A 15,900-nucleotide genomic window follows, 5' to 3' on the forward strand; every position below is an offset into this window, starting at 1 on the left:
AAACTCTGTTACAACACCCCTAGGTTGAATATGAAAAATTGGAAAATAAATAGCTGGAGAAATTATCCTGTAAAACACATTCCTGAATATCCTGATCAAAAAGAATTGGATGGTGTTTTAAGTAAAATTAAAGATTTCCCACCATTAGTTTTTGCTGGTGAGACGAGACATTTAAAAGAACAATTAGCTGATGTTGTCGATGGAAAAGCTTTTTTATTACAAGGTGGAGATTGTGCGGAAAGTTTTGCAGAATTTCATCCTGATAACATTAGAGATACATTTAAACTGATACTGCAAATGTCGTTAGTGCTTACTTATTCGGCATCATTACCAGTTATTAAACTGGGAAGAATTGCTGGACAGTTTTCAAAACCAAGAAGTTCCCCTGTTGAAAGTATTGATGGTGTTGAACTGCCTAGTTACCTAGGTGATAATATTAATGGAATGGAATTTAATGAAAAATCAAGAGTTCCTGATCCAAAAAGACTTTTTAAAGCTTATTCTCAATCAGCATCAACGCTTAACCTTATAAGAGCTTTCTCTCATGGAGGTTTTGCAGATCTTAAAAAAGTACATACTTGGAACTTAGGGTTTATTAAAAATACACCTGCTGCTAAAAAATTTAAAGATTTAGAAGACAGAATTGCAGATGCCCTAGCATTTATGGATGCTTGCGGAATTAATTCTGACTTTAATAGAAGATTAAAAACAGTAAATTTTTGGACTTCACATGAAGCTTTATTACTTCCTTTTGAACAAGCAATGACGAGAGTAGATTCAACAACAGGTGAATATCATGATACCTCAGCTCACTTTGTTTGGATAGGAGATAGAACAAGACAACTAGATGGTGGACATGTTGAGTTTTGTAGAGGAATTGAAAATCCAATTGGAATTAAATGTGGACCAACATTAAAAGCTGAAGACTTGATAAACCTTTGTAATAAAATTAATCCAAATAATGAAAAAGGTAAAATAACTTTAATTTCTAGATTTGGCCATGAAAATGTTTCTAAATTTTTACCAAAATTAATTAGAGCAATCAAAAAAGAAGGTTTAAATGTAATATGGTCATGTGACCCTTGTCATGGAAATACAATTAAAGCTACAACTGGATTTAAAACAAGACCCTTTAATAGTGTTGTCAAAGAAGTAAAAAATGTTTTTGAATGCCACCAAAGTGAAGGAAGTTATGCAGGCGGATTACACATTGAAATGACCGGTCAAAATGTTACGGAATGCACAGGTGGTGCTCAGAAAATATCTGACCAAGATTTATCTAGCCGTTACCATACTCATTGTGATCCAAGACTTAATGCTAACCAAGCGTTAGAGTTAGCTTTTTTAATTTCTGATGAGATTAAAAAAAATGCTGCTTATTCTAAAAAAAATATTAAAGCGGCATCTTAAAGCATTGTATTAAACACAATTTCGTTTAAATTTTAGGAAATGAAACCTTTAGAAAAAGCACAATTTATAAGCAATTGGATTAAAGATTATGTGAACAAGATGCCAAGTAAGGCACAATCTTTAATTATTGGAATTTCTGGAGGAATAGATTCTTCTGTATCAAGCACATTGAGCGCAATGACAGGTATTAAAACAATTGTTTTATCAATGCCTATTAAACAAAAATCATCACAGCATGATTTAAGTTTAAAACACCAAGAATGGCTTGTTAAAAATTTTGATAATGTTGAAGCACACACAATAAATTTAGATAAATTATTTGAAACGTTTGTGAGTACGTTATCTAATTTTGATAGTGAGCTTGGTATGGCAAATTCTAGAGCTAGAATTAGAATGACCACTCTTTATCAAGTAGCAGCTGCAAACAAAGGTATTGTAGTTGGTACTGGAAATAAAGTTGAGGATTTTGGGGTAGGGTTTTATACAAAATATGGAGATGGTGGAGTTGATATATCTCCTATTGCTGATTGTAATAAATCAGAAGTATGGGAAATAGGTAAATCTATTAATATACTTCAAGAGATAATTGATGCTGCTCCAACAGATGGATTATGGGATGATGGCAGAACTGATGAAGGTCAGTTAGGTCTTAAATACGAGGAATTAGAAGAAGCTATGAACAATGTTAATTCAATAAATCGTGAAAAATACGAAAAAATAAGAAAGATGAACTTGCATAAAATGGAACCAATCCCAGTTTGCAAGATTCCCAACTAATCTTATAGATTCACAAATCTATAATTAAAGTATAATTCTAAGATAATGAACATGGATATTTTTTTAACAAACAATCTAAATAATAAAAAAGAAAAATTTGTTCCAATAAATAAAGAAAACATTGGAATGTATGTTTGTGGTCCAACTGTTTATGACAACCCACACATAGGTAATGCTAGACCTCTTGTTATTTTTGATATTTTGTTCAAAGTTTTAAAATCAAAATATGGTCATGATAAAATAAATTATATAAGAAATATTACAGATGTTGATGATAAGATAATTAAATCAGCAAAAGAAAAAAATCTTTCAATATCTGAATTAACAAACAATGTTATTAAAGATTTTAATGATGATTGTAATTACTTAAATTTAGATAATCCAACCCAACAGCCAAAAGCTACAGATCATATTGATCTCATGATTAAAATGATATCAACTTTAATAGAAAAAAATTTTGCCTATGATGCAAACGACCATGTTTATTTTGAAGTTAGCAAATTTGATGATTATGGAAAGCTATCGAATAAAAAATTAGAAGATTTAATTGCAGGATCTAGAGTTGAAGTTTCAGAGAATAAAAAAAAATCAGAAGACTTTGTATTATGGAAACCCTCTAAGGATGATGAACCTTCTTGGGATTCTCCTTGGGGTAAAGGAAGACCTGGTTGGCATTTAGAATGTTCTGCAATGTCTAAAAAATATCTAGGTAACGTATTCGATATTCACGGAGGTGGAATTGATTTAATTTTTCCACATCACGAAAATGAAATTGCACAATCAAGATGTGCGAATGATAGTAAAGTTTTTGCAAATTATTGGATCCATAACGCATTTATTACTATGTCCAATGAAAAAATGGCTAAATCAACTGGCAACATACTTAAGATTAAAGATTTTAAAGATAATGTTGACGGACAAGTTTTAAAACTTGCTCTTATGAGTGCTCACTACAAACAACCATTAGACTGGAACGAAAAGCTCTTAGAAGATTGCAAAAATACTATTGATAAATGGTATGAAGTTTATTTACCCCCAAAAGACAAAATAGTTTTAGATGAAGATATTTTGTCTCCATTATACGATGATTTGAATACACCTGGCTACATTGCAAAGTTACATCAACTTTATGATAAGGCCTTAAAAGGAGGAAATGAAGAGAAAAGTTTATTTGTATTAGCTTGTAATTTTATTGGTATTTTAAATAAAACAAAAGAAGAGTGGATTGAATTTAAAAAGAAAAAATCATCCATTAATGAAGATGACATTTTAGAAATGATTTCACTTAGAAACAAAGCAAGAGAAGATAAGAATTATAAAGAAGCTGATATCATTAGAAATAAGCTTTTAGATAAAGGGGTTTTAATAGAAGACAAAGATGGTAAAACAATTTGGAAACTAAAATGAGCAAAGAACAACTTTTTATATTTGATACAACACTAAGAGATGGTGCACAAACACAAGGTGTAGACTTTTCTGTAGATGATAAATTAAAAATTGCCTCAGCTTTAGATAATTTAGGTGTTGATTATATTGAGGGTGGGTGGCCAGGTGCAAATCCTACAGATACTGAATTTTTTCAAAAAAAACATTCATTTAATAATGCTAAACTAACATCTTTTGGTATGACCAAAAGAACTGGTCGCAGTGCCGATAATGATCCTGGACTATCAGCGCTTTTAAACTCAAACACACCGGCAGTTTGTATTGTAGGAAAATCATGGGATTTTCATGTTGATATAGCACTTGGTATTTCTAATGAAGAAAACTTAGAAAACATTAAAGAGACAGCAAAACACTTTGTTAAAATGAATAAAGAATTCATGTTTGATGCAGAACATTTCTTTGATGGATACAAAGCCAATCCAAATTATGCTTTATCATGTCTTAAAGTAGCATTTGATGAGGGAGCAAGGTGGATTGTTTTATGTGACACTAATGGTGGAACCTTACCTCATGAAATTACAAAAATAGTTACAGAAGTTTCTAAAACTATACCTAGAAAAAATTTAGGGATACATGCACACAATGATACGGGTAATGCAGTTGCGAATTCTTTAGCTGCAGTTTGGGCTGGAGTTAGACAGGTGCAAGGAACCATTAATGGTTTAGGTGAAAGGTGTGGTAATGCTAATTTAATGTCACTAATCCCTACTTTTTTTTTAAAAGAAGATTTTGCAACTAATTTTGAATTAAAAATTAAACCAGACAATATTAAAAAATTAACAGAATGCTCTAGATTGTTAGATGAGATTTTAAATAGAAAACCTAACAAACATCTTCCATACGTTGGTGCTGCTGCTTTTTCTCATAAAGGTGGCCTTCATGTATCAGCGGTTCAAAAAGATCCAAAAACTTACGAACATATTGATCCAGTAGAAGTTGGAAATTCTCGAAACATAGTAGTTTCAGATCAATCTGGAAAATCCAATATAATCTCAAGATTAAAAACTATTGGTATAGAAATAGAGGAGAGTGACCCTAAAATTAAAAAACTTTTAGATGAAGTAAAAGATAGAGAATTTATAGGTTATAGTTATGATGGTGCTGACGCATCTTTTGAATTATTGGCCAGAAGGATTATTAGCAAAATACCAAGGTATATATTGATTAAAGAATATGATGTTTCTGTTAAAAAAGATTCATCAGGCACAATTGTTTCTTCTGCAAAAGCTCAGCTTGAAGTTGATGGTGAAAAAATTATGTGTACCGGTGAAGGAAATGGTCCTGTTAATGCACTAGATAATGCTATTAGACAAAATGTAGATCGGTTAAACAAATACTCTAAATATTTAAAAGATTTAAAATTAGTTGATTACAAAGTTAGAATTTTAAATACAGGTACTGAGGCAATCACTAGAGTTTCAATAGAAAGCACAGACTCAAAAGGCAAAAATTGGTTCACCATTGGTGTTTCAGCAAATATAATTGATGCTTCATTTAAAGCATTGGTTGATAGTTTAGATTATAAATTATTTAAAGATAAAGCTCCAGCAAGTCTTTAATGTCTTTTAGCAATATATCATTTATCTTACATCAACCTCAATTATCTGAAAATATTGGAGCTTGTGCGAGAGCTCTTAAAAACTTTAACTTTAAAAAACTAGTTATTGTTAAGCCAAAACCAATTTTTCCAAATGATAAAATTTTAGCAACTTCAGTTGGTGCAAAAGATCTAATTATTAATGCCAAAGTACATGAAACTTTAGAATCTGCTGTAAAAAAAGTAGATTACGTTATTGCAACATCTGCAAGATTTAGAAATAAAAATATTAAACATATTAATTTAGATGATTTAAAAAAAATTGATTTTAATAAAAAGATAGCTTTTTTATTTGGCTCTGAAGCCTCTGGCTTATCTAATAATGAGATCAGTTATGCTAATTACACTATGCAAATCCCAACTAACCCCAATTTTAAATCTTTAAACCTGTCTCACAGTGTTATTATTATTGCTCATACAGTAGCAAGCATCATTAATTTAAAGGGTGCAAAATATTCTAAATCAAAAAAAGTAACTGTCGCTAGCAAAAAGGATATTCAAGCTATGACTAACTTGTGCATCAAAAAACTAGAGGAAAAACACTTTTTCAAACCCTTGGAGAAGAGACCTATTATGCTTGAAAACTTAAGAAGTATTTTTTCTAAAATGGAGCTTTCTGAGAAAGAAACACGTATTTTATCCAGTGTATTTGCAAGTTTGTCCAAAAAAGGTTGATTGACAAAATAATGAGTAAGTTTATAAACCCACCTATCAAATGACAAAAAGAATAAGCGCTAAACATAAAATAGATAGAAGGTTAAAAATTAACCTATGGGGTAGACCTAAAAGTCCTTTTAATAAAAGAGATTATGGTCCAGGACAACACGGACAAGGTAGAAAAGGAAAACCTTCTGATTACGGAATTCAGCTACAAGCTAAACAAAAATTAAAAGGTTACTACGGTAACATTAACGAAAGACAATTCAGAAATATTTATAAAAAAGCTACCATGTTAAAAGGGGATACGGGTGAAAATTTAATTGGTTTGCTTGAAAGAAGATTAGATTCTGTTGTTTATAGAGCAAGATTTTCAACAACAGTATTTTCAGCGAGACAACTTATTAACCATGGTCACGTAAGAGTTAATGGTAAAAAAGTTAACATTGGAAGTTACGTTGTTAAAGAAGAAGACATAATTGAAATTAGAGATAAATCTAAACAGTTAGCTATAATTGATATTGCTCTAGCTAGCAAAGAAAGAGAAACTCCTGAATACATTAATTTAGATGAAAAAAATAAAAAAGTTACATTTGTTAGAACGCCTAAGTTCGACGAAGTTCCTTACCCAGTAGTAATGGAACCTAATTTAGTAATTGAATATTACTCTAGATAATAAATATTCTTTTTTTTAAAAAATTCTTTTAATATTGTTCTTAAAATTTCAATAAAATTGTGGATTAATCCTGAGTGAATTTTACATAAATTCATTATATATTTTTTCTTATAAATAAAATTTTTATGAGATTTTAAATGCAACTGGCAAGATATCTAAATAAATTGTTCCAGAAAGATGGTTTTCTTTTAATTGATGCAAATTCAAATAAATATATTATAGGCACACCGAAAAACAATAAGCCAATCACAGTTAAAATATTAGATAAAAAACTCCATTATAAATTATTTTTTAGGCCAGATTTATATTTTGGTGAAGCTTATTCTAATGGAGATATACAAATTGAAAACGGAAGTTTAACTGATTTCTTAGATATAGCGCTTATGAATATAGGAAGAGGTGAATTAAATTTTTTTAGTATGTTGATAAATAAGCTTTATGGTTCTTATAGATATTTGACAAACTTTAACTTTATAAAAAAATCAAAAATGAATGTGGCACATCACTATGATCTCTCAGATGAACTATATAGTTTATTTTTAGATCCTAAAAAACAATACTCTTGTGGATATTTTATAAATGAAAATGATACTTTAGAAGATGCTCAAAATAATAAAATACAACATATAATAAAAAAACTTAATATAAAGCCAAATCAAAAAGTTCTTGATATAGGTTGTGGCTGGGGATCTTTAGCTATTGATATTGCAAAAAGTAATAATTGTGAAGTTACTGGAATTACTCTATCCGAAAATCAGTTTAACTACTGTGTTAAAAAAGCCAAAAAGCTTAATTTAGAAAATCAAGTTACCTTTAAGCTAATAGATTACCGTCAGTTAGACGAAAAGTTTGATAGAATTGTAAGTGTTGGAATGTTTGAACATGTGGGTAGGAAATTTTATAAAAATTTCTTTAAGAAAATTGATAATTTGCTTAAAGATGATGGTGTTTCACTAGTTCACACTATTGGCTCAGTTAATCCTCCTAGAGACCCACACCCCTGGATAACTAAGTATATTTTTCCAGGTGGTTATACGCCTAGTCTCAGTGAGGTGGTAACACCTGTTGAGAAAGCTGGATTAATAGTATCTGACATAGAGGTTCTTAAATTGCATTATTCTCACACTCTTAGACACTGGAAAGAAAATTGTATTAAAAATAAAATCCAAATAGTTAATATGTTTGATGAAAAATTTTTTAGGATGTGGGAATTTTATTTAGCTAGCTGTGAAAGTGCTTTTAAGTGGGGAGACCAAGTTGTTTATCAGTTCCAACTAACAAAGAACTATATGTCAACTCCTAATACTAGAGATTATATTTATAAGTAATAAATTATTTTTTAAAATTAATTCTTTTATCCTCAAGGACTTTTTTAAGTTCACCGTTTTCATACATTTCCTTAACGATGTCACAGCCACCAACAAATTCACCTTTAATGTAAACTTGTGGAATAGTAGGCCAGTCACTAAACTCTTTTATACCTTCTCTTAAAGACTGAGATTCAAGAACATTTATTCCTTTGTAATTCACTTCTAAAATTTTTAACATATTTGACACAGCCATAGAAAATCCACATTGAGGAGCATCTGGTGTTCCTTTCATAAATAAACATACTTCGTTGGTGTCTATATGACTTTGAATTAAATTTTTTGTGCTATCGTCCATTATTGTTCCTTTGTTTTAATTGCTAATGCATGAAGTTCGTTACCCATTTTTCCTTTTAAAGAATTGTATACCATTTTGTGTTGTTCAATTTTACTTTTTCCTGAAAACTCTTTAGAGGTTATTGTTGCTGAGTAGTGATTACTATCTCCAGCAAGATCTTGAATTTCTATTATAGCATCTGGTAAAGCTTCTTTAATGAGTGTTTCAACTTCTTTTATATCCATTGCCATTTTAATTTTCCATGTAGTTCGTTAGCCAATTTGTATGTGATTTAATCAAATCGTCAATTGATACTTTTGTCTTATCGTCAATTATTAAATTATCTTCATTTACCAACCCAAGTTCATCAAAATGTACGGAGTTTTCTTGAAGTATTTTAGTAGCATTTTCTAGATCATCTTTACTAATTTCAATAATGTATCTTCCCTGATCTTCACCAAATAAGTATTCAAATTTATTAATTAAGTAATTAGATTTTTTAAGAGTTGCACCTTTTTTACCTTTAATACACATTTTGGAAAGAGCAGTAATTATTCCACCTAAAGAAACATCGTGAGCAGATTTTATAAATTTTTTATCAATAAGCTTTAAAATTGTTTCACCATTATTTTTTTCATTAAAAAGATTAATTTCAGGAGGAGGTCCATTTTTTTCATTTAGAATATCTCTTGCAAATAAACTTTGATCCAAGTGACCCTCAGTTTTACCAATAACTAAAAGTATATTACCAACTTCTTTTAAATCCATTGTAACCATGTTTTGGTAATCTTTAATTAAACCAACCCCCCCAATTGCTGGTGTAGGTTTAATCCCAATATCTTTAGTTTGGTTGTAAAATGAAACGTTTCCAGAAACTACTGGAAACTCTAAGTAAGCACTCGCTTCACCTAAACCTTGAACACATTCAACAAACTCACCCATATTTTCTTCATTTTCAGGACTACCAAAATTTAAGCAATTAGTAATAGCAATTGGTTTAGCACCAACTGAAATTAAGTTCCTCCAACTTTCACAAACAATTTGCTTTCCTCCACTTAAAGGGTGAGCCCAACAATATACAGCAGATGAATCTACAGATGCAGCAACAGCTTTATTGGTACCATGAACCCTAACAACACCAGCATCTCCGCCAGGTTTTTGAATAGTATCTCCCATAACAGTATGATCGTATTGTTGCCAAATCCACTCTTTGCTACACACATTTGGATTAGATAATATTTTGTTTAAAATATTTTTTATTTTTAAGGTTTTAAATTGTTCTTTCTCAACTTTAATTTTTTTAGGTAATTTAGCTTTTTTCCATTTTCGATCATACATAGGTGAGTTTTCAACCAATGTGTTAACAGGAATATCTGCTACCTTTTCTTCATTAAAATAAAGTTCAATCTTTTTACTTTTTGTTGTTTGACCAATTACAGCGAAATCTAAATTCCATTTATCAAATATTTTTTTTGCCATTTCTTCTTTCCCATTTTCTAAAACAATAAGCATTCGTTCTTGGCTTTCAGATAGCATAATTTCATAAGGGGACATGTTTGCTTCTCTACAAGGAACTTTATTTAAATTGATCTCAATTCCTAAATTTCCTTTTGAAGCCATTTCAATACTTGAAGAAGTTAATCCTGCAGCACCCATATCCTGAATAGCAATAATCGAATCTCCTGCCATTAATTCTAAACAAGCCTCTAATAATAGTTTTTCTGTAAAAGGATCTCCAACTTGAACAGTAGGTTTTTTTTCTTCAATTTTATCATCAAATGAAGCTGATGCCATGCTTGCACCATGAATTCCATCTCGACCTGTTTTTGAACCAACATAAATCACAGGTTTTCCTAAACCTGCAGCTTTTGAATAAAAAATTTTATCTTTTTTTACATGACCTAGGGTCATAGCATTTACTAAAATATTACCATTATAAGACTCGTCAAAACTAGTTTGACCAGCAATTGTTGGAACCCCCATGCAATTACCATATCCACCTATACCGTGAACAACTCCACGTAATAAATTTTTAGTTTTTTTATGTTGAGGTGATCCAAAATGAATTGAGTTTAAATTAGCTATTGGTCTTGCTCCCATTGTAAAGACATCTCTCATAATTCCACCAACACCCGTTGCGGCACCTTGATAAGGTTCAATAAATGAAGGGTGATTATGACTTTCAATTTTAAATATTATTGCATCATCATCGCCAATATCAATAACACCAGCATTTTCACCAGGACCTTGAATTACGTTTTTTCCTTTAGTAGGTAAGTTTTTAAGATGAAATCTTGAAGATTTATAAGAGCAATGCTCATTCCACATTGCTGAGAAGATACCAAGCTCAGTAATATTGGGAACTCTTTTTAACAAATTACAGATCTTTTTATATTCATCTTTTTTTAAACCATGATCGATTGCAAGCTGTTCGTTAACTATCATTATTTTAAATTATTAATTAAGTTTTGAAAAAAAATTGAACCATCTTCACCTGAAAGAGCAGGGTCTATCATTCTTTCTGGATGAGGCATCATTCCTAAAACATTTTTTTGTTTATTAAATATACCAGCTATATTTTGTAATGAACCATTTGGATTAGATTGTTCATTAACATTTCCGTTTTCATCAGAATAAAATAAAGCTATTTGGTTATTGTCATTAATTTCTTTAATTTGATCATTAGAGCAAAAGTAATTTCCCTCATTATGAGCTATATGAAACTCGTAGACGTCTTTTTTATCATCTTTAAAATAAGAGTTATCTTTATTGTTAGCTTTTACAAAAACATTTTTACAAATGAACTCTAAGTATTTATTTCTAAGCAGAACTCCTGGCAACAAACCTGACTCAACTAAAATTTGAAACCCATTACAAACTCCCATAACCTTACCACCCCCTTGAGCAAAGTTTAATACCGATTTCATAATTTTTGATTTCGATGCCATACTTCCACATCTAAGGTAATCCCCGTATGAAAATCCACCTGGTAAAACTACTAAATCACTTTTTGGCAGCTCAACATCGTCATGCCAAACCATTTTATTTTTAAAGCCAAATTTTTTTAAAGCAACATCCATATCTCTGTCACAATTGGATCCTGGAAAGGTTATTACGGATGAATGCATTTTTTATTATTGTGATCCAATAATTTTAAAGTCTTCTATTACTAAGTTTGCTAAAAGTTTTTTACACATTTCTTCAACTTTTTTTTCAGCTTTTTTCTTATCGTCTTCTTTAGTATTAATTTCAAAATATTTTCCTTGTCTTACTTCATTAATTCCTTCAAACCCCATACCATCCAGGGTTTGATGGATAACTTTACCTTGAGGATCTAAAACATCTTTTTTAAGAGTTATAATTACAGATATTTTCATATTATTTTCTTTTTTTAACTGATCTTAATTTAGTAACATTAACAGCACTTAAATTTGATTGCTCATGCAATATACCAAGTCTTTTTGCAACTTCAGTATATGCGGGTATTAAATCACCTAAATCTTTACGAAATCTATCTTTATCTAGTTTTTTATCAGTAATACTGTCCCATAATCTGCAAGTGTCAGGACTAATTTCATCAGCCAGAATAACCTCATTTTTCCCATTTTCTTTAAGTCTTCCAAATTCAAGTTTGAAATCAATTAGCTTAATCCCAACTCCTCTAAACATTCCAATCATAAAATCATTAATTCTAAGGATCATTTTTTTAACTTTTTCTAATTCAGATTTTGTAGCCCAATCAAAAGCTAAAATATGTTCTTCAGCAATAAGTGGATCACCCAATTTATCATCTTTAAGGCAATACTCTAATAGTGGCTGTTTTAAAACTGTTCCATCTTCGATACCTAATCTTTTAGTAATAGAGCCTGTTGCAACATTACGAACAATGAATTCAATAGGCATAATCTCAACTAATTTGATAATTTGTTCTCTCATATTTAGTCTTTTTACTAAATGATTTTTAATCCCAATTTGAGTTAGGTTTGATAAAATATGTTCTGAAATTCTATTGTTTAAAACACCTTTGCCTTCAATTGTTGATTTTTTTAAATTATTAAAAGCAGTTGCATCGTCTTTGAAATATTGAATAACCAAATTTTTATCAGATGTTGCGTAAATTATTTTAGCTTTGCCTTCGTATAATTTTTTACCTTTTTTCATTATTTGAATACTCTTTTAAAAATTAAATCTACGTTTTTAAAATGCGATGAATAATTGAATATAGCTTTTAATCTTTTTGATGAAATTTTAGCCATTATGAATTTATCATCTGATATAACATCAAATAAATTTAGATTTTCTGCAAAACATTTTTTTGCATAATTTTGAACCATTTTGTAAGATTGTTCTCTACTTAAACCTGATTTTGTTAGCTCTAACATTACTTCTTGTGAAAAAATTAAACCCTTAGTTATATTTAAATTTTCAATCATTTTTTTTGGATAGACAATCATTTTATCTAAAATATTACTTAGTCTTGCTAAAGCAAAATCTAAGGTAATATTTGCGTCTGGACCAATATTTCTTTCAACACTTGAGTGAGAAATATCTCTTTCATGCCATAGTGCAATATTTTCAAGAGCAGGGATTACAGCACTTCGAACTATTCTTGCAAGACCTGTTAAATTTTCACTTAGGATTGGATTTTTTTTATGAGGCATTGCAGATGAACCTTTTTGATCTTTTGAAAAAAACTCTTGAACTTCATAAACTTCAGTTCTCTGTAAATGTCTAATCTCAATTGCAACTCTTTCAACTGATCCTGCAATAATTCCAAGAATTGAAAAATAAAAAGCATGCCTATCTCTTGGTATTACCTGTGTTGATATAGGCTCAACTTTTAATCCAAGTTTTTTTGCTACATGTTTTTCAACATTAGGATTAATATTTGCAAATGTGCCAACAGCACCAGAGATTGCGCATGTTGAAATTTCATCAATTGCATCAACTAATCTTTTTCTATTTCTCTTAAACTCTTCATAAAATGAAGCTAATTTTAAACCAAAAGTTATAGGTTCAGCGTGAATTCCATGACTTCTGCCCATGCAAGGAGTGTATTTATATTTTTTGGCTTGTTTCTTTAAAACTTTTAGAATTTGATCGATATCACTGAGTAAAATTTTACCAGATTGAACTAATTGAATATTTAAACTGGTATCTAAAACATCAGAAGAGGTCATACCTTGGTGAAGGTATCTTGCTTTAATCCCTGCTTTTTCAGTAACAGATGTTAAAAATGCTATAACATCGTGCTTAACTTTACTCTCAATTTGATGAATTCTTTTAACGTTTATTTTAGCTTTTCTTCTAACAATTGATGAAACACCTTTTGGAATTTGACCTAATTTTTCCATGGCTTCTGCTGCTGCAACCTCTACATCGAGCCAAATTTGGTATTTGTTTTGTTCTGACCATATGTCAGTTAGTGGTTTTCTAGAATATCGTTCAATCATTAATTATAAGTAAGGGGGCTTAGAATAACCTTTAACAGATTCTGTAAAGATTTCATAACCATTTTCAGTAATACCTAACGTATGTTCAAATTGTGCTGATAAAGATTTGTCTTTTGTAACTGCAGTCCAGCCATCTTTTAGCATCTTTACATCCCATTCACCGATATTTATCATAGGCTCAATTGTAAAAGTCATTCCAGGTCTAAGTTCCATCCCTGTATTTCTTCTTCCGTAATGTAAAATATTAGGTGGTTCGTGGAATGTTGTACTTATTCCATGACCACAAAAATCTCTAACGACTGAGTAGCCTTTTTTTTCAACAAAAGATTGTATTTCATATCCAATGTCACCCAATTTTAATCCTGGTTTTAATAAGTTGATTGCTCTCATCATCGACTCGTATGTAGCATCAATTAAGTTATTAACTTTAACAGGAGTTTTTCCAACACAAAACATTCGACTTGTGTCACCATAATGTTCATCAACTATAGCTGTTACATCAACATTTAAAGCATCACCTTCAACTAAAACTCTATCAGAAGGTATACCGTGACAGACAACATGATTTAAAGAAGTGCATAATGATTTTTTAAAACCTCTATAAAAAAGTGGAGCTGAGTAACCACCGTTGTCCCTAATAAATTCATATCCTAGTTTATCTACAAACTCTGTAGTTACACCTGGCTTAATATTATCTGTAAGCATATCAAGAGTTCTTGCTGCAAGATTTCCAGCAACTCTCATCTTTTCAAATTTTTCTAAATAATCAGGCATTAATAATTTTAATTTTTTTATCTATTTTAATTTCTTTTGAATTTATTTTACATTGATAAGCCAAAAAGTTAACCCCAGCTTTTTTTGCAAGTAAATAATTTTCATAATATTCTTTATCAATGTCTTTTGCTATTTTAAAATTATCCACACCCTCTATTTGGACTAAAAATAATAGATAGGATTTATAGCCCTTTTTAACTGCCTCTATAAGTGTTTTTAAATGCTTTGACCCTCTAGTGGTAACAGCATCTGGAAATTCTGCAGTTTTTTCTTCTCTAAATAAAGTAACATTTTTAACTTCTACAAATATTTTTTGTTTATTTTTTTCAATTAAAAAATCAAACCGTGTTTCTTTATCAAAAAATACCTCAGCTTTGATACTATCATTGTTAGCAACTTCTTTAACTAGATTATTTGTTAAACCATGGAAGGCAATTTTATTTGCAAAATGAGTATTAACACCAACTAAATTTTTTTTAACTTTAACTATTTCAAGGGTATATTTTAATTTTCTTTTTGGGTCATCATTTTTAGATACATAAACCTCATTTCCTTCATCTAATAAGCCCTTCATAGATCCAGTATTAGGGCAATGCGCCGTAACAATTTCCTTGCCAATTTTAACGTCTGCAAAAAACCTCTTATAACGTTTGATCAGTTTGCCTTTTATTAAAGCTTTGGTAAATTCCATATTTAAATTGTATATTTAATAATGAACCAAAATACAAAATTTAATGCAGCAATACTTATTATAGGTAATGAGATCCTATCTGGAAGAACGCAAGACACTAATACCAGCACAATTGCACAATGGTTAAACTCAATTGGTGTAAAAGTTAACGAGGTTAGGGTTATTCCAGATATAGAAAATACAATTATTGAGACTGTTAATCATTTAAGAAAGGTTAATAATTATGTATTTACAACTGGTGGTATAGGACCAACTCATGATGATATTACTGCTCAGTCTATTTCTAAAGCATTTAATCTTGAGTATGAAATTCATAAAGAAGCTTTTAAAATATTAGAAGCTTACTACAAAGTGGGTGAATTTAACGAAGGTCGACAAAAAATGGTATGGATGCCACGTAATGCTAATTTAATATTAAATCCAACAAGTGGTGCTCCAGGATTTAATATAGAAAACGTTTTTTGCTTACCAGGAGTTCCTTCAATTTTAAAATCAATGTTGGGTGGATTAAAAAACAAGATAGTAGGGGGAGATCCAATATTAAGCCATACAATAAGTTTAAAAACTGTTGAAAGTGAAATTGCAAACTCTTTAACCAATGTTCAAGATAACAATAAAGATGTTGAAATTGGAAGTTACCCATTTTTTCATGCAGGAAAATTAGGCGTATCAATAGTAATAAGATCTGAAGATCAACTTAAAATTGATAAGTGTAGCTCTGAAGTATTAGAGTTTGTTAATCAAAAAAAAATAGAAGTAGTTGTTAGATAGTTTA

The 15,900-nt window shown here is 30.1% G+C and carries 17 protein-coding genes; 8 read left to right on the top strand and 9 right to left on the bottom strand.

Annotated features, from left to right (window positions below; translation table 11 throughout):
* The first annotated feature begins 30 nt into the window (after positions 1–30).
* The 7 genes from AC5SLN_RS02290 (at position 31) to AC5SLN_RS02320 (ending at position 7,891) form a co-directional block, all read left to right on the top strand.
* Positions 31–1,410: a class II 3-deoxy-7-phosphoheptulonate synthase gene (locus AC5SLN_RS02290; protein ID WP_494593942.1), complete on the top strand. Its 1,380-nt coding sequence runs from the start codon at positions 31–33 to the stop codon at positions 1,408–1,410.
* A gap of 39 nt (positions 1,411–1,449) precedes the next feature.
* Positions 1,450–2,187 carry an NAD(+) synthase gene (gene nadE / locus AC5SLN_RS02295; RefSeq protein WP_494593943.1) on the top strand — a complete coding sequence of 246 codons (738 nt, stop codon included), beginning with the start codon at positions 1,450–1,452 and terminating at the stop codon, positions 2,185–2,187.
* Positions 2,188–2,232: 45 nt separating this feature from the next.
* The gene (cysS, locus tag AC5SLN_RS02300) at positions 2,233–3,594 is read left to right on the top strand and encodes a cysteine--tRNA ligase (protein ID WP_494593944.1); all 1,362 of its coding nucleotides are present in this window, start codon (positions 2,233–2,235) and stop codon (positions 3,592–3,594) included.
* Positions 3,591–5,192 (top strand): citramalate synthase, encoded by a 1,602-nt coding sequence (cimA, locus tag AC5SLN_RS02305; RefSeq protein ID WP_494593945.1) that lies wholly within the window; start codon positions 3,591–3,593, stop codon positions 5,190–5,192. Before cysS ends, cimA begins: the two co-directional genes overlap by 4 nt.
* Positions 5,192–5,905 (top strand): RNA methyltransferase, encoded by a 714-nt coding sequence (locus AC5SLN_RS02310; RefSeq protein ID WP_494593947.1) that lies wholly within the window; start codon positions 5,192–5,194, stop codon positions 5,903–5,905. Before cimA ends, AC5SLN_RS02310 begins: the two co-directional genes overlap by 1 nt.
* A gap of 40 nt (positions 5,906–5,945) precedes the next feature.
* On the top strand, positions 5,946–6,563 hold the full coding sequence (gene rpsD, locus AC5SLN_RS02315) for a 30S ribosomal protein S4 (RefSeq protein WP_018414188.1): 618 nt from the start codon (positions 5,946–5,948) through the stop codon (positions 6,561–6,563).
* Positions 6,564–6,700: 137 nt separating this feature from the next.
* Positions 6,701–7,891 (top strand): class I SAM-dependent methyltransferase, encoded by a 1,191-nt coding sequence (locus AC5SLN_RS02320; RefSeq protein ID WP_494593948.1) that lies wholly within the window; start codon positions 6,701–6,703, stop codon positions 7,889–7,891.
* A 4-nt stretch (positions 7,892–7,895) separates the two neighbouring features.
* On the opposite strand, the gene grxD is transcribed toward AC5SLN_RS02320, so the two are convergent.
* Genes grxD through sfsA form a run of 9 tightly spaced genes read right to left on the bottom strand, consistent with a single transcriptional unit; the run spans position 7,896 to position 15,125 of the window.
* Positions 7,896–8,228, bottom strand: coding sequence for a Grx4 family monothiol glutaredoxin (gene grxD / locus AC5SLN_RS02325; RefSeq protein ID WP_494593950.1), 333 nt, complete (start codon positions 8,226–8,228; stop codon positions 7,896–7,898).
* Positions 8,228–8,458, bottom strand: coding sequence for a BolA/IbaG family iron-sulfur metabolism protein (locus AC5SLN_RS02330; RefSeq protein WP_006996786.1), 231 nt, complete (start codon positions 8,456–8,458; stop codon positions 8,228–8,230). The genes grxD and AC5SLN_RS02330 overlap by 1 nt, the downstream gene beginning before the upstream one ends.
* Before the next feature lies 1 nt (position 8,459).
* Positions 8,460–10,652, bottom strand: coding sequence for a phosphoribosylformylglycinamidine synthase subunit PurL (purL, locus tag AC5SLN_RS02335; protein ID WP_494593952.1), 2,193 nt, complete (start codon positions 10,650–10,652; stop codon positions 8,460–8,462).
* Positions 10,652–11,335 (bottom strand): phosphoribosylformylglycinamidine synthase I, encoded by a 684-nt coding sequence (gene purQ, locus AC5SLN_RS02340; protein ID WP_494593954.1) that lies wholly within the window; start codon positions 11,333–11,335, stop codon positions 10,652–10,654. The genes purL and purQ overlap by 1 nt, the downstream gene beginning before the upstream one ends.
* A 6-nt stretch (positions 11,336–11,341) precedes the next feature.
* The gene (purS, locus tag AC5SLN_RS02345) at positions 11,342–11,584 is read right to left on the bottom strand and encodes a phosphoribosylformylglycinamidine synthase subunit PurS (protein ID WP_494593956.1); all 243 of its coding nucleotides are present in this window, start codon (positions 11,582–11,584) and stop codon (positions 11,342–11,344) included.
* Between the two features lies 1 nt (position 11,585).
* Positions 11,586–12,368 carry a phosphoribosylaminoimidazolesuccinocarboxamide synthase gene (purC, locus tag AC5SLN_RS02350; RefSeq protein ID WP_494593958.1) on the bottom strand — a complete coding sequence of 261 codons (783 nt, stop codon included), beginning with the start codon at positions 12,366–12,368 and terminating at the stop codon, positions 11,586–11,588.
* A complete protein-coding gene (purB, locus tag AC5SLN_RS02355) occupies positions 12,368–13,660 on the bottom strand; it encodes an adenylosuccinate lyase (protein WP_494593960.1) in 1,293 nt (430 codons plus the stop codon). Before purB ends, purC begins: the two co-directional genes overlap by 1 nt.
* A gap of 3 nt (positions 13,661–13,663) precedes the next feature.
* Positions 13,664–14,434, bottom strand: a complete 771-nt coding sequence (gene map, locus AC5SLN_RS02360) for a type I methionyl aminopeptidase (RefSeq protein ID WP_020169493.1) — start codon at positions 14,432–14,434, stop codon at positions 13,664–13,666.
* A complete protein-coding gene (gene sfsA / locus AC5SLN_RS02365; protein WP_494593962.1) occupies positions 14,427–15,125 on the bottom strand; it encodes a DNA/RNA nuclease SfsA in 699 nt (232 codons plus the stop codon). The genes map and sfsA overlap by 8 nt, the downstream gene beginning before the upstream one ends.
* 21 nt (positions 15,126–15,146) lie before the next feature.
* On the opposite strand from sfsA, the gene AC5SLN_RS02370 reads away from it, so the two are divergent.
* A complete protein-coding gene (locus AC5SLN_RS02370; RefSeq protein WP_494593964.1) occupies positions 15,147–15,896 on the top strand; it encodes a competence/damage-inducible protein A in 750 nt (249 codons plus the stop codon).
* Positions 15,897–15,900 lie beyond the last annotated feature (4 nt).

It is taken from the genome of Candidatus Pelagibacter sp. PS_31, assembly GCF_059417865.1.